Here is a 25,005-nt window from a genome sequence, read left to right as displayed (position 1 = left end):
TCATCGACGACGGGGGGATCAGTCGACTTCCTCGCCCACCCACTTCGCGAGCAGGTGGTGCATGTGGCGGATCTTGAGTTCCTGGTACGCCGCCATCGGCAGGTACTTCTGAGTGGTGGTCTTCAGGCCGCGGTGCACCTTCGGCATGTTGTACGCGTCCTGGTCGAACACGCGGGCCGAGCTGCCGAGGACCGTGGCGTCGATCCAGGTCTGTTCGGGCGTCAGCCACTGCACCTTCGCGGCCGGCGGACGCGGCCCGGTGAACGGCGCCAGCAGGTAGACGTCCATGATCGACGTGTTGTGGTCGTCGCCGTTCGGCCGGAACCGGTAGACGATGCGCTGGTAAGCACCCCACGGATGGAAGTTCGGGAACACCGTGTAGTAGATGCTGTCGAGTGACTCGGCGTCGGACATGTTGTCCGCCTTCACATCACCGATGACCTCGCGGAGCCCCTCGCGGGCGAGCAGGCCGGACATCTCGCGCGCGGTGACACCGTCGGGCAGGGTGACCATCGGGTCCTCGTCGATGCGCGCATCCACCATCGAGTCGAACATCTCCTGCTCGCTCGGGGTGAACTTGATGTGCGGGCTGGGCACGCCGTTGGCGGTGATCCCGCGGTTGAAGTTGCCCCACGAGTCGTACTGGCTGTTCGAATCCCCCGTTCCCACAACACGTTGCGGGTGGGTGGTGATGACGTGGAAGGCCTCCGAGAACGCCTCCTGGGCGATCTTCCAGTTCGCGTCGATGACCTTCGCGACGTGCGCCTGGATGTAGCGATCCTCCAGCGGCCAGGCCTCGAAGTGCTTGCCCAGGTCGCCGAGGAAGCTGGCAAGCGACTCCGACTGCGGGTCCATGTTGATGAAGACGAAGCCGCCCCAGGTGTCGACCTTGACCTGCGGAAGGTTCATTGCATCCTTGTCGACGTGGGGGAAATCCCATTCGCACGTCATGGATTTCAGCGATCCGTCCAGGTTCCAGCAGAAGCCGTGGAACGGACAACGCAGGTCGTTGCCCGCGGGACCGCTCTCCTCGCGGAGCATCCGGCCGCGGTGCAGGCACGAGTTGTAGAACGCGCGGATGGACATGTCCTTGCCGCGCACGACGAGGATCGACTTGTCGCAGATCTCATAGATGTGCGTGTCGCCGGGCTCGGGGATCTCCTCTTTACGACACGCCATCTGCCAGACCTTGTACCACATACGATCTCGCTCGAGCTCGTGATACTTGCGGCTGATGTACCGCGAGACCGGGATGAAGTTCTGATCCTCGTAGAGGTCGTGGGTCTCCTCCCGCAGGACCTGCGGGACCGGGTGGGTGTCGGTGTCGAGCAGTCGCTGGTAGCTGGCGACGTAGTCGGCCTGCTCGTCGTCGGATGCCGACGATCCGGGGGTGCGTGTGTCGATCTCGGTCACAATTTGCCTCCTTCGGCCAGGCGATTGCTGCGGGCTTCGTCGGCGAGTCGGTCCGCCTGCATCTTCTCCAGGAGCTTGGCAGCGCCCATGAAGCGACGGTTCTGGGTGATGGGGACGGGCTCGCGCGGACCGAGACCGACCCAGCGGGCCATCTCCGGGTCAACGGATTTCACTTCGCCGTGCAGATACCGGCCTTCGGGGTCGAAGGTGCCGGTCTTGCCGTCCTTGGTGGTCACGAGGACGTTGAAGTCCTCGTCGAATTCGTAGATGGCTCGACTCATCGGATGCTGGATCTGACGCATCGGGTTCTCCTCGGTGGGGCTGGCGCGCCTCTTACTTGGCAGCGTATTCACTAACTGTAGCACCGAGAGTGAGCGGCAACACATCGAACTGTATTCGCTGTAAAAAAAGTTCAGATGGAGCGGGCTGCCCACCGGAGCGAGTTGGCGATCAGGGACCGATAGTCCGGGTGGGCGAGAGTGGCCGCGGTATCGCCGGGCTGGAGGTAGACCAGGCGGGATGCACCGTTGGTGCGACACCAGCCGACCAGCGACGATCCCTCGGCGTGCTGCCACCCCTCCCGTTCATCCCGCCGCCCGGACATGGCCAGTGCGGTGGAGAAGTGCACGTCGTCGGTCATCGGTGCGTTCGTCCGCAGCAACGGCGTCACGGAGTCCTCGAACACCTCGCAGAGATAGGTCTCGTCGACGAGGTCGAGATGTGCCGGCAGGTCCGCGGTCACCGGGTGGGTGCTGTCCTCGATGGTGATCCGCTGCTCCACCGCATGCCGATAGCCGGAGTCGGGGCGCGGTGCCCCGCGCACGGTTCCGGGCTGGTACAGGTAGCGGCCGCCGACGAACTCCGACCACTCGTCCCAGTTGGCCCAGCTCGCGATCGCATGATGCAGGACGACGTATCCGTGCCCCGTCTCGCGGGCCGCGCGCAGACAGTCCCGCAACGACTCCGGCGGGTCGTACGGTTCGGGCAGGGTGCCCGGCATGTCGTAGTGAAGGGACACGTCGTGGTCGGCGAGGTCGTCGGGCCCGATCGCGGCGTCGGGATGTTCGCGCCAGGTGACCTCACCGGGAAGGGCGTCGAGGAGATCGGCGAAGGCGGCTCGGTCGAAGGAGTGGCCGCCGGTGATCGCGAGGATGCGCATGTTCGAGTCCAACCTGCATCGGAGTAACTGTTTCGGAATTAAAGTTACTCGACGGGCTCGGCTCGGGTCAGCGGCCTTCGATCATCTTGGTGCAGACGTCGGTCGTCGCGGTGCGCAGACTGGGTACCGGGATGTCCGACAGCGGCCCACCCTCGATACGCAGGGGTTGGATGGCGATGGTCATCGCGATCATCGTCCGGACCCGGAGGGTGCGCGCCGCGTGCTGTGCGGTGGCCGCACGCCGGTTGGGCGGGTCCTCACCGGCCGGGAAGTAGTCGAACGCACGTCGGATGTGCCGTTCCTCGTACTCCTTCGTCAGCAGCCGGGTCCCGGGGGTCGCGCCGCCGGCCATCTGCAGGAACAGCATGCGGGCGGAATTGGGGTGCTCGGCGGTCCAGTCCCAGACCGCGGCGACGACGTCCTTGAACGAGTCCGCGCTCGCGGACACATCGTCCGGTCGAGCCGACTGCGCCGCGGCCGAACTCGCGTCCATCGCATAGCCGAGTGCGCTCTCGAAGAGCTCCTCTTTGCTGGCGAAGTGATAGTAGACCGCGGTCGGGACCATTCCCGCCTCGGTGGCGATCTCCTGGATGGAGGCCTCCGCGAACCCCTTTCGCGAGAACACGCGAACCGCGGCCTTCACGATGAGATGCCGCCGCGACGGACGGTGCGCGGTCGTGCCGTTGCCTGCGCCCGATCCGTTCTGGACCGGTGAGTCCGGCGGTGCGCCCTCGGCGCCGGCCTCGTGTTCCATCGGCGAGATGTCGGGTGCGGCGTCAGGATCGACGTCCTCCTGTGGGCCGCTGCCCGCCCCCGGGTCCGCGGCCGCCAGTGCGATGTCGTCGGCAGCCGGGGTCGAATCCCAGCCGAGCCAGTCGGCGTCCGACTCCGACATGCCGTCGGCCGGCCGGGCGTTGTCTCGCCTCGATCTCGCCATACGTCCTCCTCGCCGTGCTCCCCGTTCCGATCCGCCGTGGCGCAGACCTCCCGGTTCCGTTCACGGCGTGCCATCAGGATGGCACAGCCCGTGGCAGCCCCCGATGCTGTCATGATCTATCGCATGGCGGGCAAGAATCCCTCAGGACGAAGCACTTCCGGCCGACGCAACGCCGGGCGCGCGTCGGCGAGCGCTCCGAGTGGCGGCAGCGGCGCGAAGCGGGCCGCGCACCGGCCGTCTCGACGCGACGTCGTCGTCGAGGCGGCGATGCACCTGTACTCGATGCGGTCGATCGAGGACGTCACCGTCGCCGACATCGCCGCTGAGGCGCAGATGACCTCGGCGGCAGTGTATTACCACTATCCCTCCAAGGAGGAGGTACTCCTCGGCGGACTGCGGATCTTCGCCGATCAGATGCTCACCCAACTGCGCACGGAGATCGACGCCGATCCCGACGCCTCGCTCGGCGACGTGATCATCTCGGTTCTCGAGTGGACCGACGCCCACCGGGCGGCGTCGCTGGTCTACTTCGTGCGGTCGCCCGGATGGAGTCTGTCGATCGAGGCGCTGCGCCGGGAGGTGCGTCTGGAGATGCTCGCGATCTTCTCCGCCGAGTTGCGGGCGCGGGACCGCATCACGTCCAAGGCCAAGCAGGCCGCTGCGGCAACGGCACTGTCCAGCCTCCTCGAGGTGTCCGCGTCGTCGTGGCTCACCGAGGACGTCGTCCTCGCGAACCTGGGGCGCCGGCGCTTCTCCGACGAAGTGCGTGAGCTCGCCGCCGACATCGCCAGCGTGTGATGTGACACCCTCGAACCTATAGCTTCGACGTCTGATCGTTCACCTGAGCAGGCGGTTCGCGATAGTATCTTTATAGAGAACCTAGTTTGTGGTTCACTGGAGCCGTGCCCAACCAGACTCGTGCGCGCTCGATCGATCTCGACAACCCGTTCGCGCCGCTGGCCGGACTGTGCGAACTCGTGCTCATCCGCCACGGCGAGCAGGCGCTGAGCAAGGAGCTCAGCGCAGCTGAGACCGTCGATCCGCCTCTGTCCGGCCTCGGGCAGCGACAGGTGCGCGCCGTGGCCGACCGGCTCGCCACCCACACCGTTGATGTCGTCTACAGTTCGCCGCTGCGCCGGGCCCTCGACACCGGCCGGGCCATCGCCGCCCATCACGGTCTGGAACCGATCGTCCGCGACACCCTGACCGAGTACGAGCCGTGGCAGTCCTTCCCGGCCGACGAATCGCCGTTCGAGACCCTTCCGCACGACGAGATATCCCGGATCTTCCGCGAACACATCAGGACCCGCAGCTACGAACCGTTCCCGTACGCCGAGGACCCGGTGGCCTTCCGTGCGCGAGTGCTCGGCGAGATCGGCCGGATCGTCGACGCGCACCTCGGCGAGCGCGTGGTGGTCACCTGCCACAGCGGGGTGATCAATGCCGTGCTCGCCGACGCGCTCGGAAGCGGTTTCGACATGCCGGTCCGCGTTCACCACACGTCGGTCAACGTGTTGCGCGGTGCGGACACCCGCCGTGCGGTGCAGTCCGTCAACGACTTCACACACGTGCTCGACTTCCAGACCTCCGTCGGCGCGATGAACCTCTAGTCCGACCCCGCCAGAACAACCAGCCCCGAACCGCCAGCACGACCGAAAGAAGAAGGACCCGACATGGATCTCGACCTCACCGGAAAGCGCGCCCTCATCAGCGGCGCGAGCAAGGGGATCGGCCTCGCCATCGCCAAGACGCTCCTCGCCGAGGGTGCATCGGTGGGCATCTGCGCCCGCGGCGAAGCCCAACTCAAGACCGTCGCCGACGAGCTGTCCGAGTCCGGCACGGTGTTCTGGAAGTCCGTCGATGTCGGCGACTCCGCGGCTGTGACGTCCTTCGTCGACGACGCGGCCGAGTCGCTCGGCGGGATCGACATCGTCATCGTGAACGCATCGGCCATGACCGGCAAGGGGCGCGAGGCGTGGGAGAACAGCTTCAACGTCGATCTGATGAGCCTGGTCGGCTTCATCGAGGCGGCCACACCGCACCTGGAGAAGAGCTCGGCCGCGTCGGTCGTCACGATCAGTACGACATCGGCCATCGAGGCCGGCCCGATCACCACCGCCAACAGCTATGGCGCGCTCAAAGCCGCCGTGTTGCAACACTCCTCGGCGCAGGCACGTGTCTTGGGAGCCAAGGGGATTCGCGTCAACGCGGTGTCGCCCGGTCCGGTCTACTTCGAAGGCGGACCCTGGGACACCATCAAGGAGCAGCGCCCGCAACTCTATGACGCGGCGCTGTCGTCCGCCGCGCTGGGCAAGCTGGCCGCCGCCCAGGATGTCGCCAACGCGGTGACCTTCCTGGCGTCGCCCGCCGCCGGTCACATCACGGGCACCAACCTGGTCGTCGACGGCGGCTTCACCAACCGATTCGACTTCTGAGATGAGCGCGGACTCCACCGAGACCGCCGACGTCGTCGTCCTCGGCGGCGGTTCGGGCGGATACTCGTGTGCTCTGCGCGCCGCGCAGCTCGGCATGTCGGTCGTCCTGGTGGAGTCCGGCAAGCTCGGCGGTACCTGCCTGCACAACGGTTGTATCCCCACCAAGGCGCTGCTGCATGCCGCGGAGATCGTCGACTCCGTGCGCTCTGCGGCCGATTTCGGAATCAAGGCCTCGCTCGACGGTGTCGACATCACCGCGGTGCACGCGTACAAGCAGAAGGTCGTCGACGGTCTGTACCGCGGCCTCGAGGGACTGATCGCCTCGCGGGCGATCCGCGTGGTGCGTGGTCACGGCCGCGTCGTCGGGGACCGAACGGTCGCAGTCGATCTCGCGGACGGGGGGACCTCGCGACACCGGGGTGAGGCCCTTGTCCTTGCCACCGGATCGCAGTCGCGGACCCTGCCGGGCATCGATAGCGGCGGTCCGATCATGACCAGCGACCGTGCGCTGGAGCTGGATTCGATCCCGAGGTCGGCGATCGTCCTGGGCGGCGGCGTGATCGGTTGCGAGTTCGCCAGTCTGTGGGCGTCGCTCGGCGTCGAGGTCACCACCGTGGAGGCGGCACCACGACTGGTCCCGACTGAGGACGAGTGGTCGTCGAAGCAGTTGACCCGAGCGTTCCGCAAGCGCGGCATCACCATTCGGACTGCGGCCATGCTGTCCGCCGCGCGCGTGACCGATGCCGGGGTCGCCGTCGATCTCGCCGGCGAGTCGGAACCGTTGCACGCCGACATCCTGCTGGTGGCGGTAGGGCGTGGTCCGCGGACGTCCGGTCTCGGGCTCGAGGAGGCGGGCATCCGACTCGACCGCGGGTTCGTCGAGGTCGACGATGCGCTGCAGACCACTGTGCCGGGGGTCTACGCGGTCGGTGACATCGTGCCGGGTCCGCAGCTCGCCCATCGCGGCTTCGCTAACGGTATCTTCGTGGCCGAGCAACTGGCCGGCCTCGATTGTGTGCCGGTCGCCGACAGCGGGATTCCACGTGTCACCTACTCCCACCCCGAGGTTGCGTCGATCGGGTTGACCGAGGCCGAAGCCGTCGACCGGTACGGGGACGTCACCACCGCCGTCTACGACCTGGGTGGCAACGGCAAGAGCCGCATCCTCCAGACGTCGGGTGGGGTGAAGCTCGTCCGCGCCGGGTCCGACGGACCCGTCGTGGGAATCCATCTCGTCGGTGATCGGGTCGGTGAGCTCATCGGTGAGGCACAGCTGATCTACAACTGGGAGGCGACCGCCGACGACGTCGCGAACCTGGTGCACGCGCATCCGACCCAGGCCGAGGCGCTCGGCGAAGCCCACCTCGCGCTGGCGGGCAAACCCCTGCACGCACACGCCTGAGATCTCGAGGAGCGACATGTCCGGACCCGCCGGCCGCCTCGACGCGGTCGTCATCTGCGGTGGGCAATGGCACGACTTCGACTACGCGAGACTGCAGATCCTCACGCTGCTGGCCGATCACGAAGTGGTGCGAACGCGAGTCTTCGACGACTACGCGGGTGCGATCCCGGCCATCGACGACGCGGATCTGCTGATCACCTACACGTGCAACCGGATTCCGGACGAGGCCGCGCAGCGGTCGCTCACCGAGTTCCTCGCACGCGGCGGTCGATGGCTGGCGTTGCACGCCACCAACTCCGCGATCGAGCCGACGCCACCGGGGTCGCCGAGCAAGTACGTCACCCCACGCACCATGGGCGTGCTGCCGCAGCTGGTAGGTAGCCAGTTCCTGGGTCATCCGCCGATCGCGCCGTACCGGGTCGAGATCACGGACCCCGACCATCCGCTTGTCGACGGTGTCGAGGCCTTCGACGCCGTCGACGAGCTCTACGTCAGCGAACTCTTCGAGCCGATAGAGGTTCTCGCGCACACCCGGTTTGTCGGCGAGTCAACGGGTTTCGCGGAGGGACACACCACCTCCGACGACCCGCTGCCGGTGCTCTATCTCAAGAGACACGACCCCGGAACCGTCTGCTACTTCACGCTCGGGCACTGCCGCGGCCGGTTCGACGTCCAAGACCTGGGTATCGACGACCTCGGACGTGTCGACCGGGGGAGCTGGGAGGTGCCGGAGTACCGGACCATCCTCGGCCGGTGCGTGGACTGGGCGGTTCGCGGGACGTTCTGAGGGTCAGAGCGTTCCCCGATGCCCCGTTTCGTGACCGGCAGACTTCAACTCGACTCCTGGACCTCGATCGGAGTCCATCGGTCGAGTTGAAGTCTGCCGGTCGCGGGCCCGACCTCCTGTGTTTCTATCGATTCAGCGAACAGAGGCCCCATGCGCCCTAATCCGAGAGAACGCCACAACCCTTGCTCCCTGAGGTGCGAGGAGCGGTGGCAGACGGGCTGTCGCCAGGTTGCAGAGGGGCGTAACTCAGTAGGACGCGGTCCCACCGTCGACGCTGAGGATGGCACCGGTGATGACGAACGAGGCCAGCGGCGAGGCGAGGAACGCGATCACCTCGGCGACCTCGTCGGCCGTGCCCCAGCGTTGCAGGGGAACCATCCGACGCAGGGACTCGTAGCGTTCGGGGGTGTTGACCGCGATGCGTCGTGTCATTCCGGTCTCGATGGGGCCGGGGCAGACCGAGTTGACCCGGATGCCGTCGACGGCGAGGTCGAGGGCCAGTGACCGGGCGAGGTTGACCGCGCCGGCCTTCGCCGCGGCGTACGGCCAGCGGTTGGGTTCGCCGCCCAGGGCCGTCGCCGACGCCGTCACCACCACCGCACCGCCCCCGGATCGCCGGAAGGCGGGGATCGCCTCGCGCACACCGAGAACCACCGACCGGAGGTTGACGTCGAGGGATCGGTCGAAGACGTCGAGGTCCAGGGTTTCGATGGACCCGGAGGCGGGGACCCCGGCATTGAGGATCAACGCGTCGAGCCGGCCGAAGCGCTGTTCCGCCGTCTCGACCGCGTGCCGGTTGTCGTCGGCCGACGTCACATCCCCCACGAGCGGGACGACCCGCGGCCGGTCCGCGAGCTCGTCCAGAACCGCAGGCGAGTTGTCGACCGCGACAACCGAACTCCCGCGACCGACCAAGAGCTCGGTCACCGCCCGGCCGATGCCCGAGCCGGCACCGGTCACGATGGCGACGGTGCCGGACACGGTCTCGGTCATTCGGAGTCCATCTCGATGATCGCCCGGCCGACGATCTCGCCGCGGGCGAGGGCCTGGTAGGCCTCGTCGACCTCGTCGAGGCGGTAGCGGCGGGTGATCACACGTTCCGGCTCCACGATCCCGCCGGCGACCATGCGCAGCAGCGCCGGCATGTCACGTCGTGCCTTCGCGCCATAGGAACCGCGGATCTGCAGGCTGCGGCGCACGAGACGAGCCAGATCGAGCTCACCGGGCGTCCCGGCCGGCGCGATCCCGACGACCACGGCGCGGCCCCCGTCGTCGAGGATGTCCAGCGCGGTCGCGAAGGTGCTCGGGTGCCCGAGGGCCTCGAAGGCGACGTCGACGCCGTGGCCGTCGGTCAGTGCCCGTACCTCGGCGACGACGTCGGTGTCGCGCGAGTTCACGGTGTGGGTCGCACCGAGCTCGGCCACCGCCTTGAGCTTGTCGTCGTTGACGTCGATCGCGATGATCTGGGCGACTCCGGCCGCCGCCGCGAACTGGACGATCGACGATCCCACGCCGCCGGCCGCCACGACGGCGATGCGGTCGGCCAGCCGCAGCTCGGCGTTGGTCACGGCACCGAGCGCGGTGAACGAACTGCAGCCGAGGATGGAGACCTCACCCAGTCCGACCCCGTCGGGGACGACGAAGGCGTCCGACGCGGGGACGACGCAGTACTCGGCGAGTCCGCCCATCGAGTACATCGCCAGCGGGGTGCCGTCGGCGCGGGCCAACCGGGTCTCGCCGTCGTAGAGCGTGCCCTTGAGCCGGTTGTGGGCGAAGAACTTCTCGCACAGGTCGTCCAGTCCGCGCGCGCAGTGGCGACACTCGCCGCACGGCATGATGAAGCTGCACACGACCCGATCGCCCACCGCGAGGGTGTCGACGCCGTCGCCGAGTTCCTCGACCACGCCGGAGACCTCGTGGCCGAGGACCGCGGGAGCGGGGAAGTTCACCTCGGACTTCAGTACGTGCAGGTCGGTGTGACAGACCCCGCACGCGGTGACCTTGAGCAGGATCTCGCCACGACGGGGCGTCGGGCGCGGGATCTCCTCGACGGTGAGTGTCGGTGTACTGCCCTCCCAGACAGCAGCTTTCATGATGCGTTCTCCTTCTGGGGCCGGGCGGCGCCCGACGAGTCGGGCACCGCGGAGCTGTCGTCGCGCACGAGTTGGATCAGCGGCGCCAGCCGCTCGGGCATGGTGGCCCAGTCCTCCGGCGACCGGACGTCGTCGGAGAAATTGCATTCGATGATGAAGTGTTCCGCACCGACCGCCTTCGCGGTGGCGATATCGGCGGCCACACCGTCGATGCCCTGTCCGCCGGATCCCACCGGGTCGGTGGGGCGCTGGAGGTAGGACCGCAGGAACAGCCGGACCGGGGCCCGTCCGGCGGGACGCTGCGCGGCCATCCCGTCGAGCTGGGCTTGCAGGGCCCCGGCTGTGCCGCTGCTGGGATTCCAGATGTCGAACAGTGCGGCGGTGCGGGCGAGACCGCGTTCCGACCGCAGCCCGGACAGCAGCGGCGGATGCGGTGTCTGGACCGGTTTCGGCCGCACGGTGGAGGTCGGAATGGTGAAGAACTCCCCGTCGAACTCGACGGGATCCGGTCCCCAGCACGCCTGGACGGCGCGGACGAGTTCGTCCATCCGGCGCCCGCGCGTCCGGGGGTCGACGTCCATGAGTCGATGTTCTTCGTCGGACCAGCCGACGCCCAGCCCGGCGACGAGACGTCCGCCGGAGAGCACGTCGAGAGTGGCCAGACGCTGTGCGAGCTCGACCGGACGGTGGTACCCGGCGACCAGGATGCTGCTCCCGATCAGCGCCCGCCGGGTGCACGACGCGACGAATGCCATGAGCTCGGTGGCCCCGAGCACCGAACGGTAGGCGGGGTGCACCGCCGTGGTGTGCCGGCCACCGTAGACCGACGCGTTCTGCTCGGAGTAGAAGAGGTGTTCCTGCGCCCACAGTCCGGTGAATCCGAGTTCCTCGGCGGCCACCGCGAAGTCGCGGACGGCCGCGGCATCGACGTGCTCGCCGAGCTGGGGGAGGGCGAGCCCGATCGTCGTGCCGCGGGCGCCGTCAGTCATCGCCATCAGAGGATCGTCACCGACCCGGTGTTGCCGTCGACCTCGATCATCGCGCCGTCCGGGATGCGGGCCGTCGCGTCCTGAACCGATACGGCGCATGGGATTCCGAGCTCACGACACACGATGGACGAGTGGGTGATCGTCGCGCCGACATTCACGACGACACCGCCCGCGAAGACGAACAACGGCGTCCAGGCGGGATCGGTCTGCGGTGCGACGAGGATGTCGCCTTCCTCCAGCTGCTCGGCCTCGTACGGGTCGTGCAGGATTCGCGCACGTCCCCGGGCGACGCCCGGGGCGCCGCCGACTCCGGAGAGGACGTCACCGGGCACCGCGGGGTCCACCCGCTGCCCGGTGCGCCGGGGCCACTGCGAGAGGGGGAGCGGTTCGAACAGGAAGAACGGCGGTTGCAGATCGAACAGGGCGAGATACTGCTCGCGTCGCTCCTTGATGGTGTCCGCGAACGACTCGGGTTCGGCGACAAAGCGATCGAGCTCGTCGTCGACGAGCATCGTGATGTCGTGATGGTCGTCCATGATCCCGCGTCCGACCATCCGGTGTCCGAGTTCGTAGAGGGCGGCCCGCATCTCGCCCATGATCTTCACGCACGCGGTCTTCGTGCGCTCCCGCCACGGCATGAACTTGGTGATCGACTTCGCCGCGTTGCGGAACGCGGTGGCCGACTCCACGTCGGGCATCTTCGCGGCGAGGTCCTCGGTGAGGGCGAGACGCTTGTCCTGATTGCGGCGCAGGATCGCTTCGGGATCGGCCTCCGGCGGGCTGTTGCGCATCCCGTTGATGGCCATCAGTGCCAGCACGGGTTTGGTCTCCCAGCTGTCCGATCGGATGTCCCATTCGTTCGGTGCGCGCGAGCCGTAGCGGTAGAGGAAGTCGTCGAACTCCTCTCGGAACCTCGCGGCGTCGGCGGAGTCACTCGCGGTGATCGCGTCGAGGGCGGAGGCGAGTCCGTCGTCGAAGATCCCGGTCAGTTCGGACGAACCGGCGACGAGGCGCCCGAGCTTCCACATCGCATACGACGGGGCGGCCGAGTCCACGCCGCCCAGTCCGCTGAGCAGATCGCCGAGTTTGTCTGCCTCGCCGATGGTTTCGAGGAGTTGACCGGCCACGGCCGGACCCATCGTCGACAGCGTCGTGGTGACCGGGTGATAGGCGTAGCAGTAGATGAGGTCGGGGAGCAGCGAGCGAGCGTGCTCGACGAGTTCGGCATCGCTCATCGCGGCGAGATCGGGACGCTGGTCGCGTGCCCGGTCGGCGCGGCGCTTGGCCTCCTCGGCTTCGGGGAACTCATCGGTCGTGAGAGCCCAGGCGGTCTTCTCGGCGAGACCGGCCGTCAGTTCGGCGTTCTCGTCGCCCGGCTTGGGTACGTACTCGGGGATGTCGGGATGGTCGCCCACCCACAGGCTGTTCCACACCGGCACGGTCAGCCCCGGGAGCCGGGCGCCGTTGAGCTCGGTCATCGAGAAGTTCGTGTAGTGGTAGCCGCCGAAGTTGCCGATGATCTCGGGCATCACCTCGTCGATCTCCTCGGCGAGGTGAGTGCCGAGGTTGTCGACGTAGCCCTGGCGCCAGCCGATGTTGAGGCCCTTGTTCCAGACCATCGTGACGTTCAGCGGACTCGACGGGTCGGGCAGCACTTCGCCGGCGTTGGCGCGTGTGTACACCGGGTATCGGCTGCTGAACTCCCAGTCGGTGATCCAGCGATCGATGTCGACCGCCCCCGCGGACTGCTCGTCACTCATGTGTTCCTCCTCATCGAGGTGACAGGCTGTATGTCAAGTCACACTATAGAAACCTGCGACAGATGGAAACATGTACAGAGATATTTCTCAGCAGTTTGAGGGTAAAGACTCCGCCAGTTGCGGCGCTAAGTAACTTTACTGCGAATAGAGTAACCTGACGTCAGGCCCAGGGATGTGGGTCACATCCTTCCCGCGCCGCCCGCTTCTCGCGTGGCTACTTCCGGCGCATCCGGTGACGAAAGGAAACCCATGTTCGAGAAGGTGCTGGTCGCGAACAGAGGCGAGATCGCGGTACGGGCTTTTCGTGCCGCGGTCGAGCTCGGCGCGAGCACGGTGGCCGTCTACCCCCACGAGGACCGCAACTCCGTTCATCGGGCCAAGGCGTTCGAAGCCTACGAGATCGGCGAACGCGGGCATCCGGTCCGCGCGTACCTCTCGGTCGACGAGATGGTCCGCGTCGCGGCGACGTCCGGAGCCGATGCGGTGTACCCCGGGTACGGCTTCCTCTCCGAGAACGCTGAGCTGGCCCGGGCGTGTGCGACCCGGCAGATCACCTTGATCGGCCCGTCCGCCGAGGTGCTCGAACTCGCCGGCGACAAGTCCCGGGCCGTGGCGGCCGCCGCCGAGGCCGGTCTCCCGGTGCTGACCTCGTCGACCCCGTCGAGTGATGTCGACGAGCTCGTGGCCGCGGCTGATGCGGTCGGTTTCCCCTTGTTCGTCAAGGCGGTCGCCGGTGGTGGCGGGCGCGGCATGCGTCGCGTCGATGAGCCGTCGCGGCTTCGCGGGGCGATCGAGGCGGCCTCGCGCGAGGCCACGACGGCCTTCGGCGACGGCACGGTCTTCCTGGAGCGGGCGGTGGTCGACGCCCGGCACATCGAGGTGCAGATCCTCGGGGACGCCACCGGCGAGGTCATCCATCTCTACGAACGCGACTGTTCGCTCCAGCGCCGCCACCAGAAGGTCGTCGAGGTGGCCCCCGCACCCGCGCTCGACCCGGCTGTCCGTGATCGGATCTGTTCGGATGCAGTGGCTTTCGCCAGGCACATCGGGTACACCTGCGCCGGGACCGTCGAGTTCCTGCTCGGTTCCGACGGTCGGCACGTGTTCATCGAGATGAACCCGCGCATCCAGGTGGAACACACGATCACCGAGGAGATCACCGACGTCGATCTCGTCGCCACCCAGATGCAGATCGCATCCGGTGCGACGCTGCGGGAGCTGGGACTGACCCAGGATTCGATCGAGATCCGCGGCGCGGCAGTGCAATGCCGCATCACGACCGAGGACGTGACCGACGGCTTCCGGCCCGACACCGGGCGGATCACCGCCTACCGCACGCCCGGTGGCTCGGGTGTCCGTCTGGACGGGAGCGTCGGACTGGGGTCCGAGATCGGCTCCCACTTCGACTCGATGCTCGTGAAGCTGACCTGTCGCGGCCGGGACCTGGAGACCGCGCGGGCGCGCGCACGTCGTGCGATCGCCGAGTTCCGGGTCCGGGGCGTCGCCACCAACATCCCGTTCCTGCAGGCGGTTCTCGCCGACGACGACTTCGGCGCGTGGCGGGTCACCACCTCGTTCATCGAATCCCGACCGGACCTGCTCGAGCAGCACGCCTCCGCCGACCGCGGTACCCGGATCCTGCGGTATCTCGCCGACGTCACCGTGAACCGACCGCACGGCGAGCGACCGTCCGCGGTGTACCCGGTCGACAAACTGCCGGCGATCGACCTCACGTCCCCACCGCCGCCGGGGTCCCGCGATCGACTCCGGGAGCTGGGGCCGGACGGTTTCGCCGCCGAACTCCGCGCGTCGACGGCACTCGCGCTGACCGACACCACCTTCCGCGACGCGCATCAGTCGCTGCTGGCCACCCGCGTGCGCAGCCGGGACCTGGTGACCATCGCACCGCACGTCGCGCGGATGACCCCGCAGCTGTGGTCGGTCGAGGCGTGGGGTGGGGCGACCTACGACGTCGCGCTGCGATTCCTCAAGGAGGATCCCTGGGAACGCCTGGCGGCCCTGCGCACGGCGATGCCCAACGTCTGCCTGCAGATGCTGTTGCGCGGCATGAACACCGTCGGGTACACGCCGTACCCGGTGGAGGTGAACGACGCATTCGTCCGCGAGGCGGCGGCCACGGGCGTCGACGTGTTCCGGATCTTCGACGCGTTGAACAACATCGACGCGATGCGGCCGGCCATCGACGCGGTGCGGGAGACGGGGACCGCGGTGGCGGAGGTGGCCATGTCCTACACCGGCGACCTCTCTGATCCCGGCGAGACCCTGTACACCCTGGACTACTACCTGAAGCTGGCCGAACGGATCGTCGACGCGGGCGCACACGTCCTGGCGATCAAGGACATGGCGGGCCTGTTGCGCCCGGCCGCGGCGTCGACCCTGGTGCGCGCCTTGCGGTCGCGGTTCGACCTGCCCGTCCATCTGCACAGCCACGACACCGCCGGCGGGCAGCTGGCCACCTACCTCGCCGCCTGGGAGGCCGGGGTGGACGCGGTGGACGGGGCGAGCGCACCGCTGGCCGGCACGACGAGTCAGCCACCGTTGTCGGCGATCGTCGCCGCGACGGCGAACACCGACCGCGACACCGGGATCGACCTCGCGGCCTGCTGCGCTCTCGAGCCCTATTGGGAGGCGGTCCGGGCGGCGTACTCGCCGTTCGACACGGGCTTGCCGGCACCCACCGGCCGGGTCTATGCCCACGAGATCCCCGGCGGCCAGCTGTCCAACCTGCGGCAGCAGGCCCTGGCATTGGGGCTGGCGGACCGGTTCGAGGACATCGAGGCGGCCTACGCGGGCGCCGACACCGTGCTCGGGCGACTGATCAAGGTGACACCGTCGTCGAAGGTCGTCGGCGATCTCGCGCTGGCACTCGTCGGCGCCGGCGCGAGCGCCGCCGAGTTCGCGGACGATCCGACGGCCTACGACATCCCGGACTCGGTGGTGGATTTCCTGCGGGGCGATCTGGGCGAGCCCGCGGGCGGGTGGCCGGAGCCGCTCCGCACGCGCGCCCTCGAGGGCCGCACCGACCCTCGCCCGGTGACCGCCCTGACCGAGAGCGACCTCGCGGCGCTCGCCGGTACGTCGGCGGAGCGTCGTGATGCGCTCAACCGGTTGCTGTTCCCCGGACCGAATCGTGAGTTCCGCGAGCACCGCGAGACCTATGGCGACACGTCTCGGCTGTCCACCAACCAGTTCTTCTACGGCCTGCGCCAGGACGAGGAACATCGCGTGGAGCTGGAGAAGGGCGTCGAACTGCTCATCGGGCTCGAGGCGATCTCCGACCCGGACGAGTCCGGGATGCGCAACGTGCTCTGCATCCTCAACGGGCAACTGCGGCCGGTTCGGGTGCGCGACCGCTCGGTCGAGTCGACGACACGCACCGCGGAGAAGGCCGACCCCGCCCTCCCGGGGCAACTCGCCGCACCCTTCGCCGGTGTGGTGACGCTGTCGGTGAAGGAGGGCGACGAACTCCGCCGGGGTGAACCGATCGGCACGATCGAGGCGATGAAGATGGAGGCCTCGATCTCCGCGCCGGTCACCGGGATCGTGCAGCGTGTCGCGGTGTCGGGATCGACCGAGGTCGACGGCGGGGATCTCCTGCTGACCATCGCGACGGACTGACGCGGTGCGTCGGGTCCGCGTCCCGATGGCGCGGACCCGACGTCGTCACTTGCGTGCGAGGTCGGCGACCTGGGCCTCCACCGCGGTCTTGGAGTCGGGGTGTTCGGACAGTCGCACGGTGAAGGACTGCTCGAGCTCGTAACCGCGACGGATGTCGAGATCTTCGCAGCCGTTCAGGGATTGTTTGGCGAGCACGATGGCGTGCCTGCTCTTCTCCGCGATGGAGCGCGCGCGGGCGGTCGCGATCTCCAGGAGATCGTCGTGGGCGACGACCTCGAGCGGTGCCCCCCACCGCTCCAGGGTCGACGCGTCGACCGGTTCGGCGGTGAGGAACATGCGGCGCATCGCCTGCTGGGGCAACATGCGGGCGGTGAAGCGACCACCGCCGAGGACCCCGACGTTCATCTCGGGCAGTCCGAAGGTGGCGCGTTCGGACGCGACCACGAGGTCGGAGAGCGCGACGAGTCCGAACCCGCTTCCCAGGGCCGGGCCGTTCACCGCGGACACCACGGGGAGGTGACACTCGCGCACGCTGAACAGCGCCCGCCGGGCCCGCCGCATCGCGATGTCGCCGCTGACAGTGGACATCGTCCGGAACTCGTTGATGTCGTTGCCCGCGCTGAAGATGCGGCCCTGACCGGTCAGCACGATCACGCGCACGTCCTGGTCGTCGGACAGCGCGTCGAACGTCGCCGCGATGTCCTCGTACATCTGCCCGTCGATGGCGTTGACCTTGCCCCGCGAGAGCTCGACGAGTGCGATACCGGGCTGGTGCACGGTGACGGAGAGGTTCCCGGAGGCCGGGGAGGTGGTCTGCATAGGTGCCTATCTGTCGTGGACTGCGCCGACGGGCGGTCGGGGCCCCGGCGCGAACGAACGGAACGGGACTCACGGTAATCGAGCGAGCAAAATATGTACACAGTTACGACGACGGGTCGTCTCGCCACCGCACCGATCGTTCGAGGGCGACCGTTGCCGCCCCGATCCGAACTAGAGAGCAGGTGCGGGCGGGTAAGGTGTCGGCACCGACCGATCAGCCGAGACACGGGAGCCGCATGACCGTCGCCGACGAGCCCGCCACCCGGCAGCCGCGCGGGCAGAAGATGTCCGCGCGGGTGGCCAACATGGTGGCCGATCAGATCCTCGGCGGTGGCATCGTCGAGGGTCAGCGCCTGCCGACCGAGAAGGAGATGGTCAGCGAGTTCGGCGTGGCACGCACGACGGTGCGTGAGGCACTGCGGCTCCTCGAGAGCCGAGACCTCGTGACGATCAAGGCGGGAATCGGCGGCGGGCCCATAGCCAAACGGCCCGAACTCGATTCGCTCGGCAACATCATGAAGCTGTTCCTCCAGATCAACGGCGCGAACATCAGTGATGTCATCGACGTCCGGTTGATGCTCGAACCGATGGTCGCGCGGGCCGCGGCGCAGAACGTCACCGACGAGCAGATCGAGTCGATGCAGCGGGCACTGGACCGGATGCGCGACCATCCCGAGGACCACGCCAACTTCCAGGAGAACAACGCCGCATTCCAGCGCGGGGTGTACGAGGCGGCGGGCAATCCCGCACTGCGGGTGGTCATGGAGACGCTGTGGCTGCTCGTTCGCGACGCCGAACCCGTCGAGCATCCCATCGCGACGCGGCTCGCGGCCTTCGAACTCCAGCAGGACATCCTCGACGCCATGCGCGCTCGCGATGTCGAGGCCACCGCGGCCGCGATGGACGTCTTCAACCAGGAGTCCGCCCGGTACTACCGCCGCCGGCTCCGCGACATCATCTCGCGACCTGTGCGCTGGCACATCTGAGCGTAGGCCGCACGACTACCGTTCGAGATGCTCCAGAGCCCACGCCCAGTCGATGCGTTCTTGCTCGAGCCGAACCCGCTCACCGAGCGAGTCGTCCGCGAGGTCGGCGTACAGGTCGTGTTCTGCGGGTGAGAGGTGGCGGAGTGCGGCTGTGGTGGGGCTCGGCTCGGTAACCCATCGATCGCGATGCGCGAACAATGTTTCGCGATCCATCAAGATCGATTCGGTCTGCGGAAGCCAGGCACGTAGCCGGTCGAGAATCGCGAAGCCGTGTGTGTCGAGGTCACCCCAGTACCGAACAGGCACGTCAGTCAGCCAGGGAAGGCGCCCGATTCTGTCGATCTCGAATCCCTTGCCCCAGAACACGGCTCCGTGGGCTGGAACATCGACGCTGAGATAGGTGATCTCGTTCTCGATGACCAGGACGCGCGAGGGACGCAAGTCGATCCGGGTGAGCTCGTCAGCTCGGAGGCTCACCTCCGAAACGTGCTCGAGAAGTCCCAGCGACGGTGACGGTCGCAGTCTCACGAACTCTGGTTTCGTCTGCAAACCCAGCCCGGTCACGAAACCGGACGCCGTCGACGACACTCCGAGTATCGACGCCAAGACTCCCCGGTGCCTTTCGGTGAACTTGGTGTCGACCCCAGGTGCGCTGATCTCACGCAGGAAGCGTCGGGAGTCCCGATGCGTGTCGAGCCATCGGTGCGCGTCGATCAGTCGAGGAAACTCCGATGCCAGATCTATTGCGCGAAACGGGTTCTGGAACAGCCACGCGTGGACCGCGGGATCGTCGGCGGCGAGCTCGAGCAACCTCTCGAACTGCTGTACCGCTGCCTTCACGTTCAGAAGTGCCCACGCCTGCTCATAGGTGGAGATGATCGCCCGTCGTGGAAGCGTGTTACGCCCGACGTGCCGGCCGCCGATTGTTTGCCAGACCAGGGAGTACCTGGTGTCGCCACGACGTCCGCCGTCCAACGCCGTGACCCAGTCGCGAGCGGCGCCGAGATCTGCTCCTATCTGCGACGCGGTGGGCCCGCGCAGCGGAATCTCGATGGGCTCGAATGGTTCTCGGTTCGCAAACGTCCGGAGCAGCGTCCCGTCGTCCCAGCGGCGTCTGGCTTTGATGGCGATGTCGGCCGGGGTGGTCCAACGATCGGTCACCGCAGACGCCCGTCACGGCGTGACCGGTATTCCTCAATCGTCATCGTCTGCAGGCGTGAAAAAGTGCCCGTCGGATTGTCGACGAATCCGATCGCCTTCACGTAGGGCTCGATGACGTGCACCTTCTGCAAAGGGGTGACGATCAGGAGCTGCAGACCCAATTTGGCGAACAGGTCCAGCGCATAACGGGTCGACAGGTCAGAGCCGCGCCCGAATGCCTCATCGATGACGGCGAACCGGAAGTCGCGCGACTTCTTCACACCCCACTCGAGTCCGAACTGGTAGGCAAGGGACGCGGCCAGGATCGTATAGGCGAGCTTTTCTTTTTGCCCACCTGACTTGCCGTCGGAATCGCTGTAGTGTTCCCACTCCACGTCCGTCTCGACATCGCGTTCGGATGCGGAGAACACGAACCAGTTGCGCACATCGGTGACACGCCGCGTCCAATTCTTGTCGAGGTCGGCGTGATTGTCCCGTCCGCGGAAACGCTCGATGATGCGTTTGACGTCGAGGAAACGCTGCTCCGAATACTGATCGCCGTCTACTGCGAGACTGTCGCTCGTCAGGTTCCGCAGGTCGGAGCGGAACTGTGCCACATCCTGATTCGTGGTTGACTCGCGCTCCAACCGGATATACCGACCGGGGTTGTAGGGCACGGCGCCCAGCGCTTCGTTGTCCGTCGCACGCGTTCGTCGATGGATGCGGCCTGCCGGTTGAGCCAGTTGTTGAAGCCGGCGAGTTCTTGAATGGCGTTCTTGTTCAGCTGTTCTTTGAACTCGAACTCGAAGCGCGGCAGATCGTCGGTCGCGACCCGTTCGCGGAGGGCGACGAAATCCGCCCTGGCATCGACGTCGGCATCCATGTCCGATCGCAGGTCCGGCCACCGGCAGAGAACCTCGGTCATGTGCTGCGTTAGGCGCTGTCCGAAGCCGCCGAGCTCGCGGGTGAGGCGCTCGATCCGTTGATGAAGCGTCGCGGTCAGTGTCGTTTGAGCTGTGGTGCAGTCTGCTGCCCTTGCCGGAACACCGCCGTCCAGCCGACGTTCCAGAGCGTCGTAGCATGCTCGTGCGGCGTCGAGTTCAGCCTCCGGGTGGTCCGCGACGAACTCGTCGTCGCTCTTCTTGTCCTGCTCGGCCCGATGACTCGCGGCGGCGGTGGTTGCGAGCTTGCCGGTGAGGTCGTCGATCGCGGCAGCCGTGGAATCCGCGAGCGCGGCGTTCTGCTCCAGCGCCGTGGTGATCTCGCGAAGGCGTGAGGACCCCGATTCGAGCCGGGCGCGCTCGGCCTCGTGGGTGGCGACGCGTCGTTGTGCCTCCTCGATGTCGAGCTCGGCCCAGGAATGGAATCCTTCCAGCCGCGCCAGGGACTCGCTGCGATTCTGGGTGGCGTCGCGTTCCTCCGACAGCGCCACCACCTCCGCCGAAGCAGCCACGCGCTCGCGGTCGGACTCGTCGAGATCCTCTCGTAGGACCGCGATCTTGCGCTCATTGGCCCATCCGAGCACCCATCGGCGTGGGTCGTCGACCCGGTGTCGGTCGTCCTTCTCGTGACGGCCACCGGACCGCACCTGACCTTCGCGGGTGACGGCGCGCTTGGCAGCGCGGAACTCCTCGATGGTGGCGGCCCGCTGATGTTCGGCGCGCCGGAGGAGTTCGTCGCGCAGATAGCCCTCGAACGGCCCGCTCTTGATCTCGAGGCAGTCAGCGAGAATCGGTAGATCAGAGCCATTTCTCTGCAGGGGAACTCGACGGATCGGCACTCGTTCGTACACGAGCCGGGCACCGACAGTCCGGCCGCCGTGATTGTGGAACGTGAGTCGGCGGGAGTTGACCCAGTTCGTCACGGCATCGTAGTGCTGCTGCGGTACCAGTAGCGACAGTGCGAAGCCACGCAAGACACGTTCGGCAGCGCCACGCCACTCGCTGTGTTCTTCGACGACGTCGATCAGTTCACCCGCGTAGGGCAGGTCGGCAGGTGTCAGGCCGGTGTCGGTGGCCAGCTGTTCGCGTATCTGGACCTGGTCGGGTGGCAGGTTGCTGGTGCGTTTCTGCAGATCGTCGAGCTCGGTCCGGATGGTCTCCTGACGTCGGGCCGCTTCTTTCTCTCGGCCGATGGCGTCGGCGCTCGCAGCATCGAGCGATCTCTTCGCCTCGACGAGTAGTGGTCTCGCGGGTGATGAAGCCGTGAAGATCAGTGAACTGCTCAACCGTTGTGACGGGGGCGAAGCCTGCAGCCGTGACGGTGGCGTCGAAGAGGGATCGTCCGTGACGGCGCTTCTCCACGTCGTCACGGGCAACGGCGGCGAGTCGCTCGAGTTCGCCGACTCGATCGCCGCCGGCTCTTGCCCGCTCCTCGATCAGAGACTCGCGTTCGCGGGCCAACTCGCGTAGCCGTCCTCTGGCCGCATCCTGGTTGCGGAGGAGCTGCTCGCCCTGGCTCGTATAGGTGGCGATGTCGTCTGCCAGCAGGCGCGAGCGATTCTCGGCTATGAACAGGCGTATGGCCGCACGCTGTACGTCGAGAGCCTCGCGCTCGGCAAGTGCGGCATCGTACTTCTCTGTGGCGACCACGATGGGATCCAGCGCCTCGAGCAGTTCGCGGGCGCGTTTGACCGCGTCGTACGACTTCGTGAGATTGTCGAAATGGTCGATGATGTCGCGGACACGTTCGCCGGCGTCGCTCGGCTCGAGCATGTGGTTGCGCACGAAATCGTTCAGATTGCCCACGGACTTCATCGACACGGTCTGATGTAGTAGCTCCAACGCCTGCTCTGATCGGATGCCTAGCAATCGGCGCAGCGAAGTGGAGTACTTCGGGAACTCGTCGACCACCTCGGCCCCGCCGGACCGTAGGCGTTTACGAAGGTCGCGCAAATCTGAACCGAAATCGGCGAAGTCCGTCGTGATGGCGAGTTGTTTGGTTGCGGTGACGTAGAACCGGTAGGGCTGTCCGGCGGTGTCGCGCTGCTGGAAAACCTGCGCCAGGGTGACCGTCTCGTCATATCCCCGATTGCTGAAGACGCCCAGGATGACCGAGTATGTATTGCGCTCCTGCCGAAGGCCTTTGGCGCGAGAGCGGCCGGTTGCTTCCTGTCGTTCGGACTTGTAGTGGCCTTCGACGTAGGAGCGAAGCGTGCGTTCCTTGGCCTCAGCTCCCGCGGCCCTGTTGTAAGCGATCTTGTGTGCGGGCATCAGCAGTGTGGTCACCGCATCCACCAGCGTCGACTTGCCCGACCCGATGTCGCCGGTGAGTAGTGCGGTGTCTGTGTCGGGGGTGAGCCGCCACACCTGTCGGTCGAAGGTGCCCCAGTTCAACACCTCGACGGCTGCAATCGGAACCCGGCGCCTCCGGCACCCCCGAGTTCGACCGCTGAGAACAGACCGTCAGTCATCGGGGCCCGCGGTTCCTGCGTATTGGCGCAGTTTGCCCGCGAAATCCGACAGTGTTTGCGCATCCACGTACGCCTTGATGATGCGACGCACCTCCCACTGGTCGGTCTGCCCACGTAACTGGCGCAGGAAGCCCAGTTCGACGGCCTTCTTGATGGTGTTATCGGCCTGTTCGACCAGGCGCGCCTCATTCGTCGATTCGGCTTGGAAGAGTTGTAGCATCTCCACGATCTGATCCGTTGACAGGACGAGTCGTCCTTCACCGCCGGTGATCTCGAACTCCAGCAGGCGTTTGCGTAGCAGCACGAGCAGCAGGCTCACGTTGTAGGTCAGCGCCCGCCTGCGGACCAACCGCGGAAGTGGCTCTTCGCCTTCCTCTTCCGGGTGCGAGCGCAGATAGGCGTAGCCCTCGGACTCGTCGACGATGACATCGACGCCGATCGTGGTGAAGTGATCGCGTACGCCGGCTCCCGAGCGTTCGAGTGTGGCCCAGATGTCCTCGTCCGATTCGCGGTACACCACGCCCCGCATCAATCGGATTATGGCACTCGAAATTGCGTGGTCGTCGGTCATCGTCGCCTCACAGTGACACTCGGCAGCCGGGCACGTTTGACCGTGCTCGGGTCACTCGGGTCGGCGTACTCGAGCAGGGTCTCGTCGGTGTCGTCGATGTCGACGCTGACATCGTCATCGTCGAGGGCGAGGTAACCGACGATCTCGGCCGCATTCTGTTCTATCGGATACATGGTGACCACATCGGATAGCAGTGCCGACGATCTCTCCGGGAGGATGCTGCGGATGTTGGCTGCCAGGCGGGCTTGGTCGACGAACGTCTGGGCGAACAACAGGTCTGCGTCCAGGTTCTCGGTCGCGTCCTCGACCCGACTCTCGACGGTCGCAGAGGCGGGTTGTTGATAGAGTGGCCTGTCGAACGGCAGCGCGATCTCGATACCGGTCTGATCCACAGTGAGCCCGAAATCTGGTGTCCTGCCACGAATCTCGAGGGCGCTGGCCTCTACGGACCGGACCAGGTCGAGTACGCGGCGATTCTCCAGCCAGACCTGATCGTCGAGGAATCGGCGTAGCTGTTCAGAGATCTGTCGGACCATGCGCTGGGTTCGGTCGGCAGCCTCGGACCAGTCGTGATGGATGCTGCGGATGCGCTCGTCGACGTCGATCATCTCCAGCGACGACACCTTCGCAAGCAAGTCTGCCAGTTCCGTCTGGCGCGAATCGGACAGCAAGAATTCGTAGAACGACCCGAAGCTACGACCCTGATCGGACGAGGCGATCTCGGATCGGCTGCCCACCAGGTCGGCGAGGAGTTCGCCCTTGGGCCCGGTCCAGGACGCGATCTTCTCGCGGGCCGAGCGATCAAGAAGGCGGAAGTTGTCTTCTACCTCTCGGAAGTCGGCGAGCAGTTCACGTGCGGTCGACGCCACCTGCTGATAGCGGTCTCGAACCCCGGTCTGATCCAGATACGTCAGTTCGCCGCACTCGGCCGCGGCGATTTCTGCATCGATCTCGGCGCGACGCCGCCGCAGCTCTGCCAGTCGAACCTCGGGGTCTACCTCGGTGCCGTCCACGATCTGCCGAAGAAGCTCGACGACGGTGTGCAGTCGCGACTCGGTACCGACGAACGCTCTGCCCTGTAGAGAGACGATCCAGGCGTACGCCTTCTCGAAAGCCGGCGTCACCTCGTAATAGATCTCGTCGTCGCCGGAGGGGCAGAAGCGTCGTAGGAACCCAGCCTCGGTGCCGGCCCAATCCTCGAGGTAGGCGCGGGGTTCTTTGGGAAATCGAACCGAACCGTCGTTGGTGGGTAGCGAGGTGTTCAGGTCGTAGAGCAGATCATCCAGAGCGGTGGCCAGTTCTCCAGCTGAACTCGCACCACGGTTGCCCTCGACGAAGAATGTCCCGAGAAACGTCAGGATGAGCGGGGAGTGGTGGGCGCGCAGGAGCCGCCACGCGGGATGGCGTTCCCACAGAGTGGTGAACGCATCAAAGTCCATGAGTTCCTCTCTAGGGGAGGGGAC

At 66.7% G+C, this 25,005-nt stretch carries 19 protein-coding genes and 1 pseudogene; 7 read left to right on the top strand and 13 right to left on the bottom strand.

Going from position 1 to position 25,005, the window contains the following annotated elements; translation table 11 throughout:
• Positions 1 to 18: 18 nt before the first annotated feature.
• The 4 genes from ACFUEJ_RS00910 to ACFUEJ_RS00895 all read right to left on the bottom strand — a co-directional run bounded on the left by ACFUEJ_RS00910 (position 19) and on the right by ACFUEJ_RS00895 (position 3,509).
• Positions 19 to 1,413, bottom strand: a complete 1,395-nt coding sequence (locus ACFUEJ_RS00910) for an SRPBCC family protein (RefSeq protein ID WP_058252859.1) — start codon at positions 1,411 to 1,413, stop codon at positions 19 to 21.
• Positions 1,410 to 1,715, bottom strand: a complete 306-nt coding sequence (locus ACFUEJ_RS00905) for a hypothetical protein (protein WP_058252858.1) — start codon at positions 1,713 to 1,715, stop codon at positions 1,410 to 1,412. Before ACFUEJ_RS00905 ends, ACFUEJ_RS00910 begins: the two co-directional genes overlap by 4 nt.
• A 110-nt stretch (positions 1,716 to 1,825) precedes the next feature.
• Positions 1,826 to 2,572 carry a ThuA domain-containing protein gene (locus tag ACFUEJ_RS00900; protein WP_058252857.1) on the bottom strand — a complete coding sequence of 249 codons (747 nt, stop codon included), beginning with the start codon at positions 2,570 to 2,572 and terminating at the stop codon, positions 1,826 to 1,828.
• A gap of 67 nt (positions 2,573 to 2,639) precedes the next feature.
• Entirely contained in the window at positions 2,640 to 3,509 is an 870-nt protein-coding gene (locus tag ACFUEJ_RS00895; protein ID WP_058252856.1) for a TetR/AcrR family transcriptional regulator, read from the bottom strand.
• 90 nt (positions 3,510 to 3,599) lie between these two features.
• On the opposite strand from ACFUEJ_RS00895, the gene ACFUEJ_RS00890 reads away from it, so the two are divergent.
• From ACFUEJ_RS00890 to ACFUEJ_RS00870, 5 genes are all read left to right on the top strand, one after another.
• Positions 3,600 to 4,307 (top strand): TetR/AcrR family transcriptional regulator, encoded by a 708-nt coding sequence (locus ACFUEJ_RS00890; RefSeq protein WP_238994969.1) that lies wholly within the window; start codon positions 3,600 to 3,602, stop codon positions 4,305 to 4,307.
• A 104-nt stretch (positions 4,308 to 4,411) separates the two neighbouring features.
• A complete protein-coding gene (locus ACFUEJ_RS00885) occupies positions 4,412 to 5,119 on the top strand; it encodes a histidine phosphatase family protein (RefSeq protein ID WP_058252854.1) in 708 nt (235 codons plus the stop codon).
• Positions 5,120 to 5,182: 63 nt separating this feature from the next.
• Positions 5,183 to 5,944: an SDR family NAD(P)-dependent oxidoreductase gene (locus ACFUEJ_RS00880; RefSeq protein ID WP_058252853.1), complete on the top strand. Its 762-nt coding sequence runs from the start codon at positions 5,183 to 5,185 to the stop codon at positions 5,942 to 5,944.
• Between the two features lies 1 nt (position 5,945).
• A complete protein-coding gene (lpdA, locus tag ACFUEJ_RS00875) occupies positions 5,946 to 7,346 on the top strand; it encodes a dihydrolipoyl dehydrogenase (protein ID WP_388027014.1) in 1,401 nt (466 codons plus the stop codon).
• A 16-nt stretch (positions 7,347 to 7,362) separates the two neighbouring features.
• On the top strand, positions 7,363 to 8,133 hold the full coding sequence (locus ACFUEJ_RS00870; protein WP_388027011.1) for a ThuA domain-containing protein: 771 nt from the start codon (positions 7,363 to 7,365) through the stop codon (positions 8,131 to 8,133).
• 246 nt (positions 8,134 to 8,379) lie between these two features.
• Here the strand turns inward: ACFUEJ_RS00870 and ACFUEJ_RS00865 are convergent, their stop codons facing one another.
• Genes ACFUEJ_RS00865 through ACFUEJ_RS00850 form a run of 4 tightly spaced genes read right to left on the bottom strand, consistent with a single transcriptional unit; the run spans position 8,380 to position 12,975 of the window.
• Positions 8,380 to 9,126 carry an SDR family NAD(P)-dependent oxidoreductase gene (locus tag ACFUEJ_RS00865; protein ID WP_280360282.1) on the bottom strand — a complete coding sequence of 249 codons (747 nt, stop codon included), beginning with the start codon at positions 9,124 to 9,126 and terminating at the stop codon, positions 8,380 to 8,382.
• Positions 9,123 to 10,226, bottom strand: coding sequence for a zinc-binding dehydrogenase (locus ACFUEJ_RS00860; RefSeq protein WP_068972148.1), 1,104 nt, complete (start codon positions 10,224 to 10,226; stop codon positions 9,123 to 9,125). The genes ACFUEJ_RS00865 and ACFUEJ_RS00860 overlap by 4 nt, the downstream gene beginning before the upstream one ends.
• Complete coding sequence (locus tag ACFUEJ_RS00855; protein WP_249146304.1) at positions 10,223 to 11,221, bottom strand: TIGR03619 family F420-dependent LLM class oxidoreductase; 999 nt, start codon at positions 11,219 to 11,221, stop codon at positions 10,223 to 10,225. Before ACFUEJ_RS00855 ends, ACFUEJ_RS00860 begins: the two co-directional genes overlap by 4 nt.
• A complete protein-coding gene (locus ACFUEJ_RS00850) occupies positions 11,221 to 12,975 on the bottom strand; it encodes a PEP-utilizing enzyme (protein WP_211540481.1) in 1,755 nt (584 codons plus the stop codon). Before ACFUEJ_RS00850 ends, ACFUEJ_RS00855 begins: the two co-directional genes overlap by 1 nt.
• Positions 12,976 to 13,224: 249 nt before the next feature.
• Here ACFUEJ_RS00850 and ACFUEJ_RS00845 point away from each other — a divergent pair, with 249 nt between their 5' ends.
• Positions 13,225 to 16,614 carry a pyruvate carboxylase gene (locus tag ACFUEJ_RS00845; protein ID WP_388027008.1) on the top strand — a complete coding sequence of 1,130 codons (3,390 nt, stop codon included), beginning with the start codon at positions 13,225 to 13,227 and terminating at the stop codon, positions 16,612 to 16,614.
• Between the two features lie 45 nt (positions 16,615 to 16,659).
• On the opposite strand, the gene ACFUEJ_RS00840 is transcribed toward ACFUEJ_RS00845, so the two are convergent.
• On the bottom strand, positions 16,660 to 17,433 hold the full coding sequence (locus ACFUEJ_RS00840; protein ID WP_154885525.1) for an enoyl-CoA hydratase-related protein: 774 nt from the start codon (positions 17,431 to 17,433) through the stop codon (positions 16,660 to 16,662).
• 236 nt (positions 17,434 to 17,669) lie between these two features.
• On the opposite strand from ACFUEJ_RS00840, the gene ACFUEJ_RS00835 reads away from it, so the two are divergent.
• Positions 17,670 to 18,419 (top strand): FadR/GntR family transcriptional regulator, encoded by a 750-nt coding sequence (locus ACFUEJ_RS00835; RefSeq protein WP_269554726.1) that lies wholly within the window; start codon positions 17,670 to 17,672, stop codon positions 18,417 to 18,419.
• 15 nt (positions 18,420 to 18,434) lie between these two features.
• Here ACFUEJ_RS00835 and ACFUEJ_RS00830 read toward each other — a convergent pair whose 3' ends face one another.
• From ACFUEJ_RS00830 to ACFUEJ_RS00815, 4 genes and pseudogenes are all read right to left on the bottom strand, one after another.
• The gene (locus ACFUEJ_RS00830) at positions 18,435 to 19,580 is read right to left on the bottom strand and encodes a Wadjet anti-phage system protein JetD domain-containing protein (RefSeq protein ID WP_269554724.1); all 1,146 of its coding nucleotides are present in this window, start codon (positions 19,578 to 19,580) and stop codon (positions 18,435 to 18,437) included.
• A pseudogene (locus ACFUEJ_RS00825) lies at positions 19,577 to 22,971 on the bottom strand (ATP-binding protein). Before ACFUEJ_RS00825 ends, ACFUEJ_RS00830 begins: the two are co-directional and overlap by 4 nt.
• Entirely contained in the window at positions 22,964 to 23,542 is a 579-nt protein-coding gene (locus tag ACFUEJ_RS00820) for a DUF4194 domain-containing protein (RefSeq protein WP_065629471.1), read from the bottom strand. The pseudogene ACFUEJ_RS00825 and the gene ACFUEJ_RS00820 overlap by 8 nt, the downstream one beginning before the upstream one ends.
• Positions 23,539 to 24,981 carry a DUF3375 domain-containing protein gene (locus ACFUEJ_RS00815; protein WP_388027004.1) on the bottom strand — a complete coding sequence of 481 codons (1,443 nt, stop codon included), beginning with the start codon at positions 24,979 to 24,981 and terminating at the stop codon, positions 23,539 to 23,541. The genes ACFUEJ_RS00820 and ACFUEJ_RS00815 overlap by 4 nt, the downstream gene beginning before the upstream one ends.
• Positions 24,982 to 25,005 lie beyond the last annotated feature (24 nt).

Source organism: Gordonia sp. NPDC057258, from assembly GCF_042668985.1.
GTDB classification, from domain to species: domain Bacteria; phylum Actinomycetota; class Actinomycetes; order Mycobacteriales; family Mycobacteriaceae; genus Gordonia; species Gordonia hongkongensis.
The sequence above is the reverse complement of the archived record's forward strand: the minus strand, read 5'-3'. Positions and strand labels throughout refer to the sequence as shown.